Origin of the sequence: Streptomyces sp. NPDC019443 (assembly GCF_044389785.1) — a bacterium.
Lineage (GTDB): Bacteria > Actinomycetota > Actinomycetes > Streptomycetales > Streptomycetaceae > Streptomyces.
On the sequence record NZ_JBIRYJ010000020.1, the window covers coordinates 36,915 to 55,922 of the forward strand.

Genomic DNA, 19,008 nt, shown 5'->3' on the forward strand with positions numbered 1-19,008 from the left:
CGGTTGGCGCAGACCGGCAACCTCGTTCGCACACAGGGAAGTTCACGATGCCACTCGCACTTCCGTACTGGGGCGCGGCCTTCCTGGCCGATTCCCTTCCCGGCACGCTCGCCACCCTCCGTCCCGATGGCACACCTCATGTGGTCGCGGTTCGCTTCACCTGGGACCCCGAGGCAGGGCAGGCCCGCGTCATGACGCGCGGATCCACCCGCAAGGTCCACAACCTGCTCAACAATCCGCGCGCCGCCCTGTTCCAGATGACAGGCCCGCGCTGGATCACCCTCGAAGGATCCGCGACGGTGTCCGACGACCCCCGGCGCGTGGCCCGGGGCGTACGGGACTACGCCAGGCGGTACGGGGTGCTGCCGCCCAGTCCGCCGGGGCGCGTGGTGATCGAGATCGAGGTGGACCGGGTGATGGCCTGTCCGGCGTCTGACCGTTCCGGCACGGTCACAGGACGAAGCCGGTGTTCTTCGTCTCTGGAATCCCCTGGCGCCCAAGCCAAGTGAGCGGGCAGCATCCCCTCAGCGGAAGGAGGCGGGTGAGATGCTCACGAATGAACAGCTCGACCGGTTTGTCGCGGACGGCTTCGTTCATCTCCCCGGTGCGTTTCCCCGCGAGATCGCTGCCGAATGCCGGGCGCTGCTGTGGGAGCGCACCGGCTTGGACCCCGCTGACCCGGCGACGTGGGCCAGGCCAGTGGTGAGGATCCGGACCTGTACGGACGAGCTGTTCCGTCGGGCGGCCAACACCCTGGTGCTGCATGCGGCGTTCGACCAGTTGGTGGGTGCCGGCCGCTGGGTGCCCCGCCCCAGTCTCGGTACGTTTCCGATTCGCTTCCCCCACCCAGACGATCCCGGCGACACGGGTTGGCACATCGAGGGCTCCTGGTGCTGCTCGTCGGCCGACGCGACGGCGGTCAGTCGAGGTACGTACTGGTCAGCCCGAGGACCTTCGAGCCGTCGAGATCGGCGAGCTTGGTGCCGGTGAAGGTGCGGGCCCAGTCGGAGGTCTGGATGCGGAAGGCAGGCTGTTCGGCGGTGAGGGCTTCGAGGACGGATTCAGCCGCCTGTGCCGGGGTCTGCGCGGAGTCGGCGAACATGGCCTGGGTTCGGGTGGCGTACGCCTGGAGGGGCGCCGCGTAAGGGCCGGCGGCGGCGATCAGGGCTGCCGGGTCGATCCCGAGGTTGCTGACGAACTCGGTCGCCACGGCGCCGGGTTCGACGACGGAGACGGTCATTCCGGCCTTGGCGGCCACCGGTGCGAGGCTCTCCATGAAGCCCTCGACGGCGAACTTGGCCGCGCAGTAGGCCTCGTTGAAGGGCTGGCCGACGACTCCGCCGACGGATGTGACGGTGATCAGGCGCCCGCCGGCCGCGCGCAGGTGGGGCAGGGCGGCCTTGGTGACCTGGACGACGCCGAAGAAGTTGACCTCCATGACGCGCCGTACATCCTCGACGGTCTCGTTCTCGATCGTGCCGACGTGGCCGGCGCCCGCGTTGTTCACGACTGCGTCGAGGTGGCCGTAGTCGGCGAGGACACCCTCGATGGCGGCGGTGACGGAGGACGGGTCGGTGACGTCGAGCTGCCGGATGTCCAACGCGACTCCGGCGGTCTCGGCGGCCTTGCGTAGGGCATCGGCGCGGGCGGGGTCGCGCAGCGTGGCGACCGTGCGCCAGCCCGCCTCGGCCGCGGCGACGGCGGCGGCGAGGCCGATGCCGGAGGAGGTGCCGGTGATCAGGACGACCTTGGGGGACATGGTGGACCTCTCGTTGAAAGGGATTTGCCCTTTGACACGGCGGCGGGTTGTTGGGACGGACGGCAGCCGCCGTCCAGTGCGTGTGCACACACATTATCTTTGTGTGTGCACACACGCAACCTCTATGCTCGTTCCATGGCGACTCGCAAGCTCAATCAGGGGGAGATGCCCCTGCCCGACCATGCCTTTTACGGTCTCGTGTGGGCCGGAACCGTGCTCACCGAGCGTGTGGGCCGTGCCCTGACCAAGGCCCACGACCTGCCGCTGTCCTGGTTCGAGGTGATGCTGTGGCTGGCCTCCCAGGACGAGCCGGTCTCCGCCTCGTCCCTCGGCAACAGCACCATGCTCAGCCGTAGCCAGGTCTCGCGCGTGCTTGATGCGCTCCAGGAGCGCGGACTGGTCTCACGCACGCCCTCCACGCGCGACGCGCGCGCTGTCGAGGTCGCGCTCACCGCTGAGGGCCGGCACCGCTTCGAGGAGGCCGACGCCACGCGACGTGCGTGCCTGGCGCCGGTCTTCACCGACGTCCTCGACGAGGCGGACCTCAGGGCTCTGGACGCGGTCTGGCGCAAGCTCAAGCAGCACAAGGACGCATGAGGCCGACGCGGTCCTGGCAGGTGTGGGGATCTGGACCACCACGCCCCCGGCCCGCGGTCACACTCCTCCGTCGCGGCGTGTCATACCTCTGACGGACCGAACACCGTCCACGTGACGCGCAGCATGACCACCACCTGAGGAGTGCGCCATGACCGAAGGCATCAAGACGATCATCTACCCCGTGAAGGACCTTGCGAGCGCGAAAGCCCTGTTCACCAAGCTGCTGGGCGTCGAGCCCAGCATGGACGAGCCGTACTACGTCGGCTTCCGGGTCGCGGGCCAGGACGTCGGTCTCGATCCCCACGGCCACGGCAGGGGCATGACCGGACCCGTCGCCTACTGGAACGTGGCCGACATCAAGGGCAGCGTGAAGGCACTTCTCGACGCCGGGGCGGATGAGGTGGAAGGCATCAAGGACGTCGGCGGCGGCAAGCTGACCGCCATGGTGAAGGACGCGGACGGCAACGTCATCGGCCTCATTCAGCCTGCTTGAGGGTACGAGTCACCTCAGCGGCGCGGGCGGCGCGGTCACCGGGGCAGCATACGGTGACCGCGCCGCCCGTCCGCGACGACGTCGACGCCAAGGAGGCCGCTTCGGATGACCCCGCCCGCCCGGACCCCGGAACAACGCAAGCAGGACGCACTGATTCGGCTCGAGCAGGACGTCGACGCCTGGGTGGCGACGGCCGACCCGGAGAGCGGGACGCCTTACCTGGTGCCGTTGTCCTTCCTGTGGGACGGTGTCACGCTGCTGGTGGCCACGCTGTCCGCCAGCCCTACCAGCCGCAATCTGCAGGCCACCGGAAAGGTCCGCCTCGGCATTGGCCCGACTCGCGATCTCGTACTCGTCGAGGGAACCGTGCTCGCACTGGAAGCCGCCGAGCTGAAGGGCGAGGTCGGCGACGCATTTGCGGCCAAGACAGGGTTCGATCCGCGTGAACTGACCAGCCCCTACCTCTACTTCCGGATTCATCCGCAGCGGATCCAGGCCTGGCGCGAGGCCAACGAGATCGAGGGCCGCGAGCTGATGAGCGGTGGGCACTGGATCGTCGCCTGACACACGGATCACGCCAACGGCCGTCCGCCCGGACGGGGTTCGACCGCGTCGTCCGGGCGGAGACACCTCTGCTGCGTCCCCGGGAGCACCGGGACAGGCCCGGTGGAGGGAACTGCGGATCCGGCCGCGCGGCGACACTCCCCCGAGTGTGGCTTCCACGCCGAGCACCGGCCGGCCGGATCCGATGCATCGATCCAAACAGTCGTCGCCAACAGATCGCTAACATATGGCCAACGCTCATGGCGCGGGATTGGCTGAGACTGGTCGGGAGGATGCGGATGCGGTTCGGGCTGCTTGGCCCTCCTGCCGTGCACGACGCCTCTGGCGAGCCGCGCCCCCTGAACAGCGCCAAAGCCCGCGCCCTGCTTGCCGCGCTGCTGCTGCGGCCGAATCGCGTCGTCCCCGTGGACGAACTCAAGGCCGCCCTCTGGGGCGACGAGCCGCCCGCATCCGCCCATGCATCCCTGCACAATCACGTGACCCGGCTGCGCCGGCTTCTCGCCGAGGACGACCGGCTCCGGGCCGCCCCGCCCGGGTATCTGCTGCGGGTCGAGCCGGGCGAGCTGGACACCGAGGTGTTCGAGGAGCAGGTGCGCACCGCCCGTGCCGCGCAGGCGCGGGGCGACTGGGCCGCCGTCGCCGACGCCGCCCGACTCGGGCTCGCGATGTGGCGCGGCAGTCCGCTGGCCGGGCTGTACGACCCCGACGAGGGCGCGCCCGCGCTCGTACAACGGCTGCGGGAATCGCGGCTGCTGATGCTGGAGTTGCGGTACGACGCCGAGCTGCAGCTGGGCCGTCATGACGGGGTCGGGCCCGAACTCGCGGCGCTCGTCGCGGAGTTCCCGCTGCGGGAGGCATTCCACCGGCAGCTGATGCTGGTCCTGCACCGTACGGGCAGGCAGGCGGAGGCACTCGCCGCCTACCAGTCGCTGCGCCGCACGCTCGTCGAGGAGCTGGGCGTCGATCCGGGGCCGGCGGTGCAGGAGGCCTACCAGGAGGTGCTCCGTGCGCCGACCGCCGTAGCCCCACGGCCGGCCGGAGCATCAGCCTCAGGGCCGGTCGCGGCCTCAGCCGAGTCGCGGCCGCCCCCGCCCGCCCAACTGCCGCCCGCACCCGCCCACTTCATCGGCCGCGAGGACCTGGTCGCCGAGCTGCGCGCCGCCCTCGCCCTCGACGGCGGCGACGGTGTCAGCCGCCCCGTCGTCGTCTCCGGGATGGCCGGAGTCGGCAAGTCCGCCCTCGCCGTGCGAGTCGCCCACGCGCTGCGGGACGACTTCCCCGACGGGCAGCTGTACGTCAATCTGCGCGGCGCCACCCCCGGCGTGACCCCGCTCGACCCCGGCCACGCCCTCTGCGCCCTGCTGCGCGATCTCGGGGTCGACCCGCGGCAGGTGCCCGGTGAGGTTGACGCGGCCGCGGCCCTGCTGCGGTCCACCCTCGCGCCGACCCGGACCCTCCTCGTACTCGACGACGCCGCGTCCGCCGCGCAGGTGCGGCCGTTACTGCCCGCCGGGCCCGGATGCGCGGTCGTCGTCACCAGCCGCTCCCCGCTGACCGCGCTCGACGGCGCGGCCCGTTTCCCGCTCGCGCCGCTGTCCGCCGCGGACAGCGGGCTGCTGCTGCGGGCCGTCTCGGGGCGCGGCTTCGAAGAGGGCCTGGAGCGGCTCGTCGAACGGTGCGGCCGACTGCCCCTCGCACTGCGCGTCGTCGCCGCCCGCCTCGCCGCCCGCCGCGCGCTCACCGCCGACGTACTCGCCGGGCTGCTCGACGCTCAGGCCGGCCGGCTCGACCAACTCGACTACGACGACCTGAGCGTGCGCGGCTCGCTCGCTGTCGCGCACGACGGCCTCGACCCGGACGCCGCTCTCGCGCTGCGCCGGCTCGGCGCGGTCGACCTGCCCGAGTACGGAGCGCCCGCCGTCGCCCGGCTGATGGACACCGACGAGCGGCGCGCCGCGGCCGCCCTCGACCGGCTCGTCGATGTGGCGCTGCTGGAGGAGGTCTCGTACGGACGGTTCGTGCCGCATGACCTCGTACGGGACTTCGCCCGGGAACTCGCCGAGCGGGACGACGGCCGGCAGCAGGCCGCCGAGCGCGTCCTCGTCTGGTACGCCGAGGCCACCCGCCAGATCGGCATCACGCTGCTCCCGCCCGGTCAGGAGGCGGGACTGCGGCTGCCCGGTCCGATCGGCGAGGGCGTGCCTTTCGAATCCGCCGAACAGGCCCTGGCCTGGGGCGATCTGGAACTGCCCAATCTTCTCGCGCTGATCGAGCGGTACGCGTCGGAGTCGGCGACGGCACTGCTGCTCGTACGGGCGGGCTTCACATATCTCCAGCGGCGCGGAAGGCTCCAGGAGCTGGCCGTGATGGGCGAGTTGGCACTGGACGCAGCACGCAAGCTGGGCGACACCGCGGCCGAGGCACACGCCCTCACCGACCTCGCGGGCATGAACTTCCTCAGCGGCAGGGCCGAACGAGCCCTCACCCTGAACGAGTCGGCCGTCACGATCTGGCGCACCCTCGGCGACGATCGCCGCATCCAGCGCGGCCTCGGCAACCGCGGGATGCTGCTGGAGGGACTCGGCCGGTACGAGGAGGCGGCCGAGGCGCTGGAGTCCGCCCTCGCGTGCGCCCGTCGGCTCGGCGACGCGCACGGCGAGGCCATCATCCTCAGCCACCTGGGCAATCTCCTCGAGCACACCGACGCCCGCGCCGCGATCGCGTGCCACGAACGCAGCCTGGCCGCGGGTGTACGGCTGAACAGCGAGATCCTGCGGCTCACCGCCCACTGCAACATCGGCTACGCCCATCTCACCCTCGGCGAACCGGCCGAAGCAGCCCGGCACTTCGACGAAAGCCTCGCCCTGATCGGCGACGACGGCGACTGGCACACCCAGTCCCAGGCCCGCATCGGCCGGGTCCGCGCCCTGCGCGAACTGGGCCGGGCCGAGGAAGCCCACCGCGAATGCGCGCTGCTGCTGGAGCGCGCGGGGTCCCGCGCCGACACCCAGATGCAGGCTCTCGCCCGCCACCAGCGCGGACTGCTCGTGCACGCCGAGGGCGACGAGGACGAGGCGCGCGAGCTGTGGGAGTCGGCGTTGAGCGCGCTGGAGGCACTCGACGGCAAGCATGCGGCGCTCATGGGGGAGCTGCGGGAGCTGCTGGGCCGGCCCGTGCCCGGGTGAGAAATTCCCTGTGAAACATTCCTTCCGTCCCACCGCGTCAATGAGGTGAAGGGGCAAGCAGCCCCGCTGAGCCAGCTGACCAACCGGGATGAACGGGGAGGGCATGAAACAGTCCAGCGCGGATGAGTTCATGGAATTCGCAGCCGGCCGCACGGGCCATCTCTTCCGCTCCGCATGCCTGCTCACGAGCGGCGACACCCATCTCGCCGAGGATCTCGTACAGGAGACGCTGAGTCGTATGTACGTCCGGTGGGGGCGGATCGAGAAGATCGGCAACCCGGCCGGCTATGCCCAGACCGTCCTCGTACGCACCTTCCTCACCCATCGGAGGCGGCGCTCCGCCACTGAGCGCCCCACCGGCGAACTCCCCGACACAGTCGCGGCGGCGCAGGACCTCGACCCGGCGCTGCGGCTCGCACTGCTCCAGGCGCTGGGGCAACTGGCTGCCAGGGACCGGGCGGTGGTGGTGCTGCGGTACTGGGAAGACCGCAGCATCGAGGAGACCGCCGAGGTGATGCGCTCCAGCTCGGCTTCCGTACGCACCAGGTCATCGCGCGCTCTGGCCAAACTCCGCGAACAGCTCGGCGGCAGCATCGCCGAGCTCATCGCCCGCTGACCTCACCTTCACTGCTCACTCACCTTTCGGGAACTGGTGGTTCTCCATGCCTTTCGAAGACGAACTCGGCGAAGTCCTTCGCCGTACCGGCGACACGTTCGACACAAACCTCCAAGGGCTGGCGGAAGCCGGACTGACCCGTGGCCGACGCACCCTGTGGCGCAGGCGTGCGGCCACCGTCACCGCGAGCGTGGCGCTGCTCGGCGTCATGAGCGCGGGCGTGGTCTACGGAGGCATGTTCGACGACGGCCGGGACGGTGCGAACGTCGCCGCGCGCAAGTCCGATGCCGGGCAGACGGTCTCCATCCTCAAGAGGCTTCTCCCCGAAGGGAAGGTCAGCCAGGAACGCGTGGACAAGCCGGGCAGGAACTTCGGGTTCTACTCGGGTGCGTCTCTCGTCTTCGACGACGGCAAGGGCGCGGCCGCTATCTCGATCACGTTGGGCAGGGACGACTCGCCTCGGGCTTCCATGGCCAGCCTGGCCGGCTGCACGATCGGTGCCGACGGCGTCGGCCGCATCGGCCCCAACGGGACTTGCACGACAAAGAAGTTCAATGACGGATCCGACCTTCTGCTCACTCAATCGCATGAGCCTCCGTACCGTGACAAGGACACCAAACGCTGGTCGGCCCGCCTCATCAAGCCGGACGGTTCGATGCTCACCGTCACGGAATGGAACGCACCCGCCCAGAAGGGGGCCAAGCCCACGCGCCCCAACCCGCCGCTGACGCAGAAGCAGCTGACCGATCTTGTGACGGCGAAGGAGTGGAGCACCACACTGGACTCCTTCCCCCGGCGTGGGGGCGGCGTCCATGACGAGGGCCCGACCGGCTACGAGCTCGTGGACACCCTCAAGCCGCTGCTCCCGTCGAGTCTGAAGCCGTTCGGCCTCGCGGGCGGCACCAGCCGCACAGACTTCGTCAGCCTCGGCGTCAGGGACGGCAAGGGCGAGACGCACGTCGAAGTCAATGTCGACCATCGCGGAACCAACGACGGCGATCAGGTACGGATCGACGAGCGGCAGGGCCCGACCGCGTGGACCGGCAAGGGCGCGGTGCTCCGGTCCGTCACCGCCGTTCGGCCCGGCGGTTTCCGGGTTGTCGTCACGACGTACAACGCGGACAACGCGTTCGGCGATGCGACCCGTGCCACCCCGCCGCTCACCATGGAGCAGCTGAGGACCATCGCAACCAGTCCGGAGTGGGACAAGCTCAAGTAAGCATCGGCGTACATGCCGGTGTACGTCACTTCGCGTCGGCGTAGCACTCCACCACCGCCGTCGTGAACGGAAACCGCACCGGCGTCTCACCGAAAGCGATCCGCCCGGCCAGCTCCCCGGCCGCGCGGATCGCCTTCGCCACGTCCTGCGCCTCCTCGGCCGGGCAGTGCACAATCACCTCGTCGTGCTGGAAGAAGACCAGCTCCGCGCGCATCCCCGCGGTGGCCTGCCGCAGCGCCGCCAGCATCAGCAGCGCCCAGTCCGCCGCGCTGCCCTGGACCACGAAGTTACGGGTGAAGCGGCCCCGCGCCCGCGCGTTCGTCGATGCGTAGCCGGGGGTGAATTCGGTGTCCTGGGGCGGGAGTTCCTCGCTCTCCTGGGGGATCCCCGCCTCCTCGTCGTCGCCCGACCCGACCGCCCTCGGGCTGGTGCGGCCCAGCCAGGTGCGTACGAGCCGGCCTTCCTCGCCCGCGCGGGCCGCGTCGTCCACGTACGCCACGGCCAGCGGGAATCTGCGTCTCAGCATGGCCAGGTTCTTCAGGCCGTCCCCCGACGTCTGGCCGTAGACCGCGCCCAGCAGCGCGATTTTCGCGTGGTCGCGGTCGCCGGAGAAGGCCCGGTCGGACAGCGCGGAGTACAGGTCGCCGTCGTGGCCCGCGACCTCCATCAGGCCGCGGTCGCGGGAGATCGCGGCGAGCACCCGGGGCTCCATCTGGTCGGCGTCCGCAACCACGAGCCGCCAGCCCTCGTCCGCGACCACCGCGCGCCGGATCACCTTCGGGATCTGAAGTGCCCCGCCGCCATTGGTCGTCCAGCGGCCGGAGACCGTGCCGCCGGGCAGATACTCGGGGCGGAACCGCCCGTCCCGCACCCAGTCCTGGAGCCAGCTCCAGCCGTGCGCCGTCCAGATGCGGTACAGCTTCTTGTACTGGATCAGCGGCTTCACCGCCGGATGGTCGAGTTCCTCCAGCTCCCAGCGGCGCGTCGACCTCACCTTGATCCCGGCCTGCGTGAAGGCTTTCACCACGTCCGCGGGCAGATCGGGGCGCACGCGGCGCCCGAACGCCGCCGACACCTCGTCCGCCAGTTCCGCCAGACGGCGCGGCTCGCCTCCGCCCGCGTACCGCTCACCCAACAGCTCGTGCAGCACGTCCCGGTGGACGTCCGCCCGCCACGGCAGCCCCGCCCGGTTCATCTCCGCGGCCACCAGCATCCCCGCCGACTCGGCGGCCGTCAGCAGCCGCATCCGCCCGGGGTGTTCGGCCGCCTCGTGTCTTCGCTGCTGGTGGGCGTAGACCTCAAGCAGCGCCTCGAGCGGTACGGGCACGGGCTGCGGCTCGAACAGCGAGGACTGCGAGCCCGGTTCGGCCGCGCGCTGCGGCGGATCGGGTGGTACGGGACCGTTCCGCAGCCGGGCCAAGGCGGCCGCCGCCGACCGGGGCTCGCCGAGCCGGCCCTCGTGGCCGAGCAGCAGCAGCTCCGCGTCCTCGATGTCGTAACACCGCTCGACGCGCACCCCGGCCGCCAGCAGACGGGGATAGATCTCGGCGGTGGAGCGCCAGACCCACCGGCCGACCTCCGGCCGGGACCGGACGGCCTCGACCAGATCGGGCTCCAGCTGGACGGGCCCGGTGGGCAAACCGTCTGGGCCGAGGGGGACGAGCCGTGCCCCGTCGCCCTCCGCCGCTGCCAGAGCCCAACGATCGCTCATGGGTGCGAGTGTGGCAGCCGCCACTGACAACCGCCGGGTCCGGCGGGCACCCCCTACGCCACGGCGTGGAACAGAGCCGACGCCTCACCCCGCGACGCGACCCCCAGCTTGGTGAGGATGTTCGCGACATGGAACTTCACGGTCGACTCGCTGATGTGCAGCTCCTGCGCGATCACCCGGTTGCGGTGCCCGCGGGCCAGATGTGTCAGCACCTCCAGCTCCCGCGCCCCCAGCGAGCCGAGCGGATCGGTGGGCATGGGCTGGGGTGTCCCCAGCGGGAACGTCGCCGTGATCGTCGTGCCCCAGCCCGGCACCGCGTCCACGTCCAGCCGCCCGCCCAGCGCGTCGAGCCGCTCCCCGACCCGGTGCGCGCCGAGCGCGCAGGAGGTGAGCTCGCCGGGGCCGTCGTCCCGTACCGTCACGCGCAGCTCGGTCTCCGTCAGATGCCAGCCGACATGGATCCGGCCGAGCCGGTCCTGTTCGAGGACGGTCAGCAGCAGGGCCCGTGCCACCGCGCGCGCCGCGTGCGCCACATCGGCAGCCAGCGGCCGGGCGGTGTCCGGCGCACCCAGCTCAAGACGGACCGGGCTGTAGCGCAGCATCGGCCGCAGCGAGTCCGCGAGCCGGGCGAAGGCCTGCCCGGCGGGCTCCTCGGCGACCGCCTGGTCCCGTTCCCGTTCGGTCCGCAACTCCACCAGCGCGGTGACGGCGAGGTCGACGGCTGCGGCGCGGGCGGCGCTGTCGTCGAGACCCCGGCTGCGCAACACTCCGAGCAGCCCGGACAGCGCGGTCGCATGAGTCTCGGTCAGCTCGGCGATCACTCTGGCCCGTTCGCCGGCCGAGGCCCGCGACTGGGCCAGCGCGCCCGGCACCGCTTCGGTGGCGAGCCGGTCGAAGTGGCTGGTCACCAGGTCCCACATGGCCTGTACGACGGCGGTGTCGGGCGCGGCGAGGACGCTGTCCTCACTGCGTACGAGCACGAGCAGGGCCCCTCGCGCGGTCGCGTCGCTGGCCACCGCGAGCACCGGGTGCTCGGCCCCGCCGATGCTGGCCGTGCCCTGCCAGGGCTGCCCGGCGGGCACATGCGCGACCAGCGGATGCAGTTCGGCGGCGGTGATCCGTCCGGCCGGTGAACCGCTGTCGCCGTGCGTCTTGAACGGCGAGTGCGCGCAGTGCGTGGACAGCTCGGCCGCGGCCAGATGCGGGACAAGCCCGTGCAGGGTCGCGGACAGCCGCGGCAGGATTCCGCCCAGCGGCTGCCGGATCACCTCGTAGGCGGCGGCCAGGACGGGCCCGGCGGGCGTGGATCCGGTGAGTTCCATGACCGCCAGCGTACGACCCGGACCGGCGCGGGCGGCTAGTCCTTCGGCCAGGTCGAACCATCCGAAAGACGGGCCGGTCCTGGCCCGTCGGCGATCGAAGGTTGATCCCGGCGGAAGGAGCCAGACATGAAAGCGATCGTCTTCGAAGAGTTCGGCGGACCCGAGGTGCTGCGCCTCGCCGAGGCCGAGGAGCCGCACGCGGGACCCGGCCAGGTGCGGGTCAGGATCAAGGCGGCGGGCGTCAACCCGGTCGATTACAAGATCCGTTACGGCTGGATGCAAGAGGTCTTCCCGACCCCGCTGCCCGCGGTCCCGGGTCTGGAGTTCGCCGGGATCGTCGACGAGGTCGACGAGGGCGTGACGGCGGCCGCGGTCGGCGACGAGGTCCTGGGGTGGACCACCACAGGCGCGTACGCGCAGTACGCCCTGGCCGAGTCGTTCGTGCCCAAACCGGCCGGCCTGGACTGGGCCGAGGCAGCCGCGCTGCCGGTCGCGACCGAGACTGCCCAGCGGGTGCTCGACCTGCTCGGTGTGCGGGCCGGCGAGACACTGCTGCTGCACGGTGCGGCGGGCGCGGTCGGCGCGGCGGCCACGCAGCTCGCCGTGGCGGCCGGTGCCACGGTCATCGGCACGGCCTCCCCGGCCGGCCACGACTACCTGCGCGAGCTGGGGGCGACTCCGGTGGCGTACGGCGACGGGCTGGTCGCGCGGGTCCGCGCGGCCGCTCCCCAGGGTGTGGACGCCGTTTTCGACGCGGCGGGCAAGGGTGCGCTGCCGGACTCGATCGAGCTGCGCGGCGGAACGACCGATCGGATCATCACGATCGCGGATCCGGAGGCGGCCGCGCACGGAGTGACGTTCTCGGGGGCAGGCACCGAGGCGCCGGAGACCGCCCTCGCCGAGCACGCACGGCTGGCGGCGAACGGCAGGCTCCGGATCCCGGTCGTGGAGGTCTTCCCGCTGGAGGAGGCGGCGAAGGCACAGGCGCTGAGCGAGACGGGGCATGTGAGGGGGAAGCTGGTGGTCACTCCGTAGCGGGCGTTCTTCGTGACCACCGGTCCCACTCCGTGACCACCGGGTCCCACGTTCTTCCACGTCCGTCGGCCTCTCTAGGATCGAGCAAGTTTGTTCGAGCTGAACCTGGGGTGGGGAATCGTGGTACGAGGTCGAGGTCTGAGACGCGGCGTGGGCGCGGGGCTGGTCCCGGCGGTGCTCGTGATGGGGGTGCTGAGCGGCTGTTCGTCGGAGCCGAAGCCGGACCGGCCGACCGGCGCTGCGAAGAGCACGGCGAAAGACGGGGCGAAGGGTGCGGCGAAGACGGAGACGCCGGCCGCGGCCAGGGGCGGCACGGTCGGGGGCGCGGGTTCGCCGTGCGCCCTGCCCGTCTCGTTCGACCTCGCGTCGGGCTGGAAGCCGCAGGCCGTCAAGAACGACCCCGAGTTCGGGTCGGCCCGGCAGGGCCCCGTCACCCTCGTCTGCGAGATCGACGCCAAGCCCGCCGGGAACATCGGGTTCCTGCGTGTCTGGACCGGCGGCCGCAGCGGCGACGATCCGCGCCGGGCGCTCGAAGCGTTCGTCGCGGAGGAGGCGAAGAGCCGGGACAAGGTCGCGTACACGCAGACCAAGGCGGGGGAGTACGCCTCGGCCGAGGTGACCTACCTCAACACCGATGAGTTCCTGGACGAGCCCAAGAAGGAACGGGCGCTCGCCTTCACAACCCCGCGCGGCGTGGTCGTTCTTCATCTCGGGGGAATGGACTCCGAGGAGCACGAGGAGATGCTGCCGGCGTACGAGCTGGCCAAGAAGAGCATCCGCAGCGCCTGACGGCGGGGGCTCCCGTCCGGGCTGCGGCGGGTCGCCCTGGTCGCGCGGCTGCCGGTGGCAGCCGCGCTGATCAGATGCGGGTCACCCGCCGGGCGGGCGGCAGCGCGGCCACCACCGCGACGACCGCGCAGGCGCCCGCCGCTGACCCGACTGTCCCCCAGGGGACGGTCACCGTCACGGGCGCGGACAGGGCGGCCAGCGCGGTACCGAGTCCCATGAGATTGACGGCGGTTACGGCCAGCCCGAGCAGCGTGCCGATCGCGACCGCGAGCAGCGTCTCGCCCGCGACGACCCGCAGGATCTGGGCGCGGGTCGCGCCTGCCAGCCGTAGCGAGGTCAGCTCTCCCGCTCGTGCCGATGTGGCCATGAGCAGGGTCCCCGCCAGCGCGATCGCCGTGTAGACGAGGGCGATGCCGAGGACGACCAGCAGGCCCTGGCGGGTCTGCGGGCTGGTGCGGGGGTGGGTGGCCGCCGCCCACGCGTCCGTCGTCCTGACCGTGCCGCCGGTGGTGCGCCGTAGCGCGTCAGTGGCGGCATCCAGGTCCGCTCCTTCCGCGAGCTGTACGTCGATACGGTCGACCTTCGCCACGGGCGCGTTGGCTGTGGTGATGAACGCGCCGTTACTTCCGGTTCCGATGGCGAGTACGGCGGCGATACGCAGCGAGGCCGGGCGGCCGTCGCCGAGCCAGACGTCCACCGTCTCGCCCACCGTGTGCTTCTCCCACTCCTCGTTGACGACGATCGAACGGTCGTCGAGGTCGCGCAGATCACCCGCGACGACGGGCAGCCGGGCGAGGCTCGCGAAGGCGGCCGGGTCGGAGACGGCGCGGGCGTCGGACCGGATGAGGGCGGTGCCTTCCTCCCGTACGAAAACGCCGGTGGACGCGGAGGCGGAGAGCGTCGCCCCGGAGAGCTCGCCCGGCTCCACCGGCTTCAACTCATCGCCGGTGACCACGAATTGGGCGGCGGTCTGGGTACGCGCCTCGGCCGCCTTCGCCTCCGTCACCGTCGCGGCGGAGCCGAGCAGCGAACCGCCCAGCGCGACCGTGACCAGGACGGGCGCGGCAACGGCAGCGGTCCGGCGTACGGCTGCCGCCGTGTTCTCCCGTACGAGCATCCCGGTGACCCCCGGCAGGGGCAGCAGCCCGGCCGTACGGCGCAGAAGCAGCGGAGCGAGGAGGGCGGCAGCGGTGATCAGGACCATCGGCTGCGTCGTGTACGTCTTGCGTTTCAGCAGGCCGGAGGGGTCCGTGGCGAGCGTCCAGACCAGCAGCCCGGCACCGGCTGCGAACAGCGCGAGTCCGGCCAGCCGCCGCCCGGGCGGCATCGCGCCCGTGTCCACGTCCGCTTCGCGCAACGCCTCGACCGGGCGGATGCGGCCCGCCCGGCGCGATGCCGCCCACACTCCGGCGAGCGCGACCAACAGCCCGGTCCAGAAGGCGGCATGGAACGGCCAGGCGGCCTCGCGGATCGTGAACCACTCCGGCGCCACCTCCCCGTCGACCAGCAGCCGGGCGAGCCTCGGCGCACCCCACGCACCGAGCGCGCAGCCCGCCGCCGAGGCGAGCGTGCCGACGACGAGGGCCTCGGTCAGGAGCAGCCTGCGGATCTGGCCGGGGGTCGCGCCCGCCGTGCGCAGCAGCCCGAACTCCCTTCTGCGCAGCGCCACCGCGAAGGCGAACGTCGACGCGACGACGAAGACGGAGACGAAGGCGGACACGCCACCGGCCGTGCCGAGCAGGGAGTTCACGGCGACGAGGGCCTCGGCGTCGCGCTCGGAGTCCGGGTCGGCGCGGCGGCGGTCGTCCCCGGTGAGCACCTGGGCGCGGTCGCCGACGACCTTGCGTACGGCCGCGGCCGGGGCGTCGACGCCGACCGCGTCCCGACCGCCCCGTTGCACCACCGGGCCGAGGGCGCGAAGTCGGCGCACGAGTTCGATATCCACAGGGTGTGGATGGGGCAGGGGCAGATGGCGCCGGGACTCGACGGCGAGGGTGTCCGTCCCCATCACCACAACCGGCGAGGACGCGAACCGTTCGGGCGCGCGCTTCGGGGCGTCGAAAGTCGAGGCGAGGCCGAGCCCCATCGCGGCGATCAGCCCGACGCCGAGCGCGAGCGCGACGAAGCTCGCGACGAAGGTGGCCCAGCGGGCGCGCAGCGCGGCGAACGCGACGGTCAGCACGGCACGGCCTCCAGACCATCGAGTCCATCCAGTCCATCGAGACCATCCAGCCGAGCCAGCTGGGCCGCTACCCGCTCGGCACCCGGCGCGGCCAGCTCGCCGCCGACCCGCCCGTCGACCAGGAACACGACCCGGTCCGCGTACGCCGCCGCCACCGGATCATGGGTGACCATCACGATCGTCTGCCCCTCCCGGTCCACCAACTCCCGCAGCATGACCAGCACTTCACGGCTGGTCCCGGTGTCCAGCGCCCCGGTCGGCTCGTCGCCGAAGAGCACGGCGGGCCGCGTGATCAGCGCCCGCGCGATCGCCACCCGCTGTTGCTGCCCGCCGGACAGCTCCCCGGGCCGGTGCCGCGCCCGCCCTTCGAGCCCCACCCGGGCGAGCGCCTCCCGTATCTCCGTACGCGCCGGCCGCCGGCCCGCCAGCCGCAGTGGCAGGGCCACGTTCTGCGCGGCACTCAGCGAGGGGACCAGATTGAACGCCTGGAAGACGAATCCGATCCGCTCCCGCCGCAGCAGCGTGAGCCGCCGCTCGCTGAGCCCGCCCAGCGCGATCCCGTCGATCTCGACGCTCCCGGACGTGGGCCGGTCGAGGCCGGCGGCGCACTGGAGCAGCGTCGATTTACCGGACCCGGAGGGTCCCATGACCGCGGTGAAGGAGCCGGCGCGAAGGTCGAGGTCGACGCTGTCGAGGGCGGTGACGTCGCCGTAGGCCTTGCGGACGGCTCGGAGCCGTACGGGGTTGGTGTCCATGCCTCCAGGCTTCCGTTTCCCGGGGCGGTGATCACGACCACTGGGGGGCGTCCTGGCGGTAGGGCAGGCCATACCCCGTGGGATCATCTGGGCGTGAGCACGGTCGGTACGGTGGAGAAGGCCCTCGCCGTCGCGCTGTACGCCGACGGGGACGAAGGGCTGGATACCGGCGCGTCCCTGCTTGCCGCCGATCCGTCCGCCGACGCGGTACTGCGGCTGCGCGGCGAGGAGCTCGTACGCAGTGCCTGGGAGCGCGGCTGGCAGCCTGCCGACGTCGTACGCATAGTCCGGCGCGACCTGGACGAGACGCATGAACGGCTGGTCGCCGAGCTGATCGTGGGGGAGAGCGGGCGGTACGCACATCTCGCCCCACGCTGGCGGGCCCAGCTCGACGAGCTGAAGCAGGCCCCTTACGCAGCGGACCGCTTCTCGTACGCCACCGCCGTGCTGGAGCTGTACCGGCTGCTGGTCCGGCTCCCGGCGATCGAACCGGTCGGCCCGGCCCCCGGCGCACCCTTCTCCGCCGAGCCCGCACCGCACGAGCCGCGCATGCTGACCCGCATCCGCGCCCTGCTCGCCAAGGCCGAGGCGACCGGCTACCCCGAGGAGGCGGAGGCGCTCACCGCGAAGGCCCAGGAACTGATGGCCCGCCACAGCCTCGACGAGGCCCTGCTCGCCGCCCGGACCCACCGCCCCGACGCACCCGCGGCCTGCCGTATCGGCGTGGACGCCCCGTACGAAACGGCCAAGGCGATCCTCCTCGACGCGGTCGCCTCCGCGAACCGCTGCCGGGCGGTGTGGAACAGCGTCTTCGGCTTCTCGACGATCGTCGGCTTCGACGGCGACCTCGAGGCGGTAGAGCTGCTGTACACCTCGCTGCTGGTCCAGGGGACGACGGCGATGACCCGGGCGGAGGCCGGCCAGCGCGCGGGCGGCCGCAAGCGTACGAAGACCTTCCGCCAGTCGTTCCTGATGGCGTACGCCCACCGGCTGGGCGAGCGGCTCGCGACGGTGGCGGACGAAGTGGTGACCGCGGACCTGCTGCCGGTGCTGGCATCGCGGGACGTGGCCGTCACGGACCGCGCGGAGGAGATGTTCCCGCAGACGACGACCACGCGGGTCCGCGGCGTGACGGACGAAGCGGGCTGGACCCACGGCAGGGCGGCGGCGGACAGCGCGCAGGTGTCGAAGACGCACCCCCGCATCACTCCTTGACGAAGTCCGAGTATCGGCTGTGCTGAAGTGCGGTACTTCGTGAGGATGCTTGGCCTGAGTCGTGCTTGACCGGTTGGGGGGACAGCAAGACGGTGTGGTGCGAGCTGGAGGATGCGTAGTTCAGTGGCGCCCCTGCCCCAGGACGGAGCAGGGGGCCGTGCGTCAGCGCTCCTGGACGAACGCCCTGCCCTCGTGGGCGTCAGCGGCGCAGGACTTCTTCTCCGTAGCGGTCATCTTGCGGCTCTTGACGACCACCGCGTTGCTCTTGCCGTCCGTGCCGTTCGTGGCCGGTCCGGTGATGGTGTCCTGCCAGAACCAGTAGTAGTGGCCCCACTTGGGGCTGTCGTAGTGGGTCTGCCAGGTACCGGAGACCGTCTGCATCACCTGGGCGCGGGAGATCCAGCCCACTTCACCGGGCTTGACCGTCATGCCCAGGGAACTGCTCTCCGAGTGCGTGCTCGACCAGCTGTGGCTGTAGCTTGCCGTCACGCTCAGGTCCACAATGCCCGCGATCTTGCCGCCCGCGGTGACCGAGACGCCGACCGAGTCGGTGGAGCCCACGGTGTCGTTCCAGGTCATGGACTGAGTGGCGTCCGAGGTACTGCAGTTGAACAGCGAGTCGGATACCTGGCGGAACTGACCCAGGTACGCCTGGCCGAGCTGCGGCGAATTGAAGGTGCACTTGCCCTCGCCCGAGGCGCAGTCCGCCGTCAGCTGCCGCCGTGTCGGCTGCTCGTCGGCGACCGCGGACGGGGCGGCCGCCGCCGTTATCCCGCATGCGGCCACGGCTGTGACCAGTAAACGGCTGCCGAACCGCATGGCGCGGTTGTTCGTCATCCTGTTGCCTTTCGCATGTGCTGGGGGGGTCGGTGAAGCCGCCTGAGGGATACGGGACTTGAGGAACCCCCCGATGCCCGCGGGAGATCACCGCCTGGTGCGCAAGTGATTGTCCTGACAACGGGCCCGCCGCGCCAGGGTGGTCCCGGCCGCCTGTCCGGATCGCGATCGGCACAACGACGACGAGCCGCGAACCCCGTGCAGGGTCCGCGGCCCGTAACCGGCTCATACGTCAGAGACGTCAGGAGCGTCAGGGAGTCGGGATGCCGGTCGGCAGTCCCGTCGGCAGTTTGCCCGGGTCGGTCTTGGTGAGCGTGTCCTTCGCGCCGGCGTCCCACGAGACAACCAGCGTGGTGCCGTCGTTGGACTCGATCGAGCCCATCGTGCGGTCGGTGTTCCCGTCGGCGCACTTCAGGGACAGCATCGGCTTGCCATGGTCGGTCACCTGGCCCGTGCAGACGTGCCCGTCTGCAACGACCGCCGCGATCTTGCCCGAGACGGACAGCGCGACGGTCTTGCCGTCGGTGACACCGGCCCAGGCGCCCTCGATGCTCCCACTCGCAGCCCCGGCGTCGCCGTCGCCGCCGTCGCCCGTCTCCGTCGGCTTGGCAGACGTCTTGTCCTTGCCGGAGTCGTCGTTGCCGCCGCTGCTGCAGCCGGTCAGCGCCAGAGCGGCGACAAGACCCGCCGCGGCGACTGACATCCGTACGCGCTTGTGCACTTATCGGT

Annotated in this window: 17 protein-coding genes; 10 read left to right on the plus strand and 7 right to left on the minus strand. The window is 71.5% G+C overall.

Annotated elements, in window-relative coordinates:
* The first annotated feature begins 47 nt into the window (after positions 1 to 47).
* The gene (locus ACH492_RS35610; protein ID WP_398992886.1) at positions 48 to 509 is read left to right on the plus strand and encodes a pyridoxamine 5'-phosphate oxidase family protein; all 462 of its coding nucleotides are present in this window, start codon (positions 48 to 50) and stop codon (positions 507 to 509) included.
* Between the two features lie 410 nt (positions 510 to 919).
* On the opposite strand, the gene ACH492_RS35615 is transcribed toward ACH492_RS35610, so the two are convergent.
* Positions 920 to 1,759: an SDR family oxidoreductase gene (locus ACH492_RS35615; RefSeq protein ID WP_398992888.1), complete on the minus strand. Its 840-nt coding sequence runs from the start codon at positions 1,757 to 1,759 to the stop codon at positions 920 to 922.
* A 135-nt stretch (positions 1,760 to 1,894) separates the two neighbouring features.
* Between ACH492_RS35615 and ACH492_RS35620 the strand changes: the two genes are divergently transcribed.
* From ACH492_RS35620 to ACH492_RS35645, 6 genes are all read left to right on the plus strand, one after another.
* Positions 1,895 to 2,356 carry a MarR family winged helix-turn-helix transcriptional regulator gene (locus tag ACH492_RS35620; RefSeq protein WP_398992889.1) on the plus strand — a complete coding sequence of 154 codons (462 nt, stop codon included), beginning with the start codon at positions 1,895 to 1,897 and terminating at the stop codon, positions 2,354 to 2,356.
* Between the two features lie 148 nt (positions 2,357 to 2,504).
* Positions 2,505 to 2,849 carry a VOC family protein gene (locus tag ACH492_RS35625; RefSeq protein ID WP_398992891.1) on the plus strand — a complete coding sequence of 115 codons (345 nt, stop codon included), beginning with the start codon at positions 2,505 to 2,507 and terminating at the stop codon, positions 2,847 to 2,849.
* Positions 2,850 to 2,954: 105 nt separating this feature from the next.
* On the plus strand, positions 2,955 to 3,413 hold the full coding sequence (locus tag ACH492_RS35630; protein WP_398992893.1) for a pyridoxamine 5'-phosphate oxidase family protein: 459 nt from the start codon (positions 2,955 to 2,957) through the stop codon (positions 3,411 to 3,413).
* A 272-nt stretch (positions 3,414 to 3,685) separates the two neighbouring features.
* Positions 3,686 to 6,598, plus strand: coding sequence for an AfsR/SARP family transcriptional regulator (locus tag ACH492_RS35635; RefSeq protein ID WP_398992895.1), 2,913 nt, complete (start codon positions 3,686 to 3,688; stop codon positions 6,596 to 6,598).
* 103 nt (positions 6,599 to 6,701) lie between these two features.
* On the plus strand, positions 6,702 to 7,214 hold the full coding sequence (locus ACH492_RS35640) for a SigE family RNA polymerase sigma factor (protein ID WP_398992897.1): 513 nt from the start codon (positions 6,702 to 6,704) through the stop codon (positions 7,212 to 7,214).
* A gap of 46 nt (positions 7,215 to 7,260) precedes the next feature.
* Positions 7,261 to 8,433 carry a hypothetical protein gene (locus tag ACH492_RS35645; RefSeq protein WP_398992899.1) on the plus strand — a complete coding sequence of 391 codons (1,173 nt, stop codon included), beginning with the start codon at positions 7,261 to 7,263 and terminating at the stop codon, positions 8,431 to 8,433.
* Positions 8,434 to 8,458: 25 nt separating this feature from the next.
* Here ACH492_RS35645 and ACH492_RS35650 read toward each other — a convergent pair whose 3' ends face one another.
* Entirely contained in the window at positions 8,459 to 10,144 is a 1,686-nt protein-coding gene (locus ACH492_RS35650; RefSeq protein ID WP_398992900.1) for a bifunctional 3'-5' exonuclease/DNA polymerase, read from the minus strand.
* 53 nt (positions 10,145 to 10,197) lie between these two features.
* On the minus strand, positions 10,198 to 11,466 hold the full coding sequence (locus ACH492_RS35655; protein ID WP_398992902.1) for a LuxR C-terminal-related transcriptional regulator: 1,269 nt from the start codon (positions 11,464 to 11,466) through the stop codon (positions 10,198 to 10,200).
* Positions 11,467 to 11,592: 126 nt separating this feature from the next.
* Here ACH492_RS35655 and ACH492_RS35660 point away from each other — a divergent pair, with 126 nt between their 5' ends.
* Both ACH492_RS35660 and ACH492_RS35665 read left to right on the plus strand, forming a co-directional pair.
* A complete protein-coding gene (locus ACH492_RS35660) occupies positions 11,593 to 12,501 on the plus strand; it encodes an NADP-dependent oxidoreductase (RefSeq protein WP_398992904.1) in 909 nt (302 codons plus the stop codon).
* Between the two features lie 90 nt (positions 12,502 to 12,591).
* Positions 12,592 to 13,290, plus strand: a complete 699-nt coding sequence (locus ACH492_RS35665; protein WP_398992906.1) for a lipoprotein — start codon at positions 12,592 to 12,594, stop codon at positions 13,288 to 13,290.
* Positions 13,291 to 13,360: 70 nt separating this feature from the next.
* Here the strand turns inward: ACH492_RS35665 and ACH492_RS35670 are convergent, their stop codons facing one another.
* The gene (locus ACH492_RS35670) at positions 13,361 to 15,472 is read right to left on the minus strand and encodes an ABC transporter permease (RefSeq protein ID WP_398992908.1); all 2,112 of its coding nucleotides are present in this window, start codon (positions 15,470 to 15,472) and stop codon (positions 13,361 to 13,363) included.
* Positions 15,466 to 16,227: an ABC transporter ATP-binding protein gene (locus tag ACH492_RS35675; RefSeq protein WP_398992910.1), complete on the minus strand. Its 762-nt coding sequence runs from the start codon at positions 16,225 to 16,227 to the stop codon at positions 15,466 to 15,468. Before ACH492_RS35675 ends, ACH492_RS35670 begins: the two co-directional genes overlap by 7 nt.
* 93 nt (positions 16,228 to 16,320) lie before the next feature.
* Between ACH492_RS35675 and ACH492_RS35680 the strand changes: the two genes are divergently transcribed.
* Positions 16,321 to 17,442 (plus strand): DUF2786 domain-containing protein, encoded by a 1,122-nt coding sequence (locus ACH492_RS35680; RefSeq protein ID WP_398992912.1) that lies wholly within the window; start codon positions 16,321 to 16,323, stop codon positions 17,440 to 17,442.
* 162 nt (positions 17,443 to 17,604) lie between these two features.
* Here the strand turns inward: ACH492_RS35680 and ACH492_RS35685 are convergent, their stop codons facing one another.
* Positions 17,605 to 18,279 (minus strand): hypothetical protein, encoded by a 675-nt coding sequence (locus tag ACH492_RS35685; protein ID WP_398992914.1) that lies wholly within the window; start codon positions 18,277 to 18,279, stop codon positions 17,605 to 17,607.
* A 250-nt stretch (positions 18,280 to 18,529) separates the two neighbouring features.
* The gene (locus tag ACH492_RS35690) at positions 18,530 to 19,000 is read right to left on the minus strand and encodes a hypothetical protein (protein WP_398992916.1); all 471 of its coding nucleotides are present in this window, start codon (positions 18,998 to 19,000) and stop codon (positions 18,530 to 18,532) included.
* Between the last annotated feature and the right edge of the window lie 8 nt (positions 19,001 to 19,008).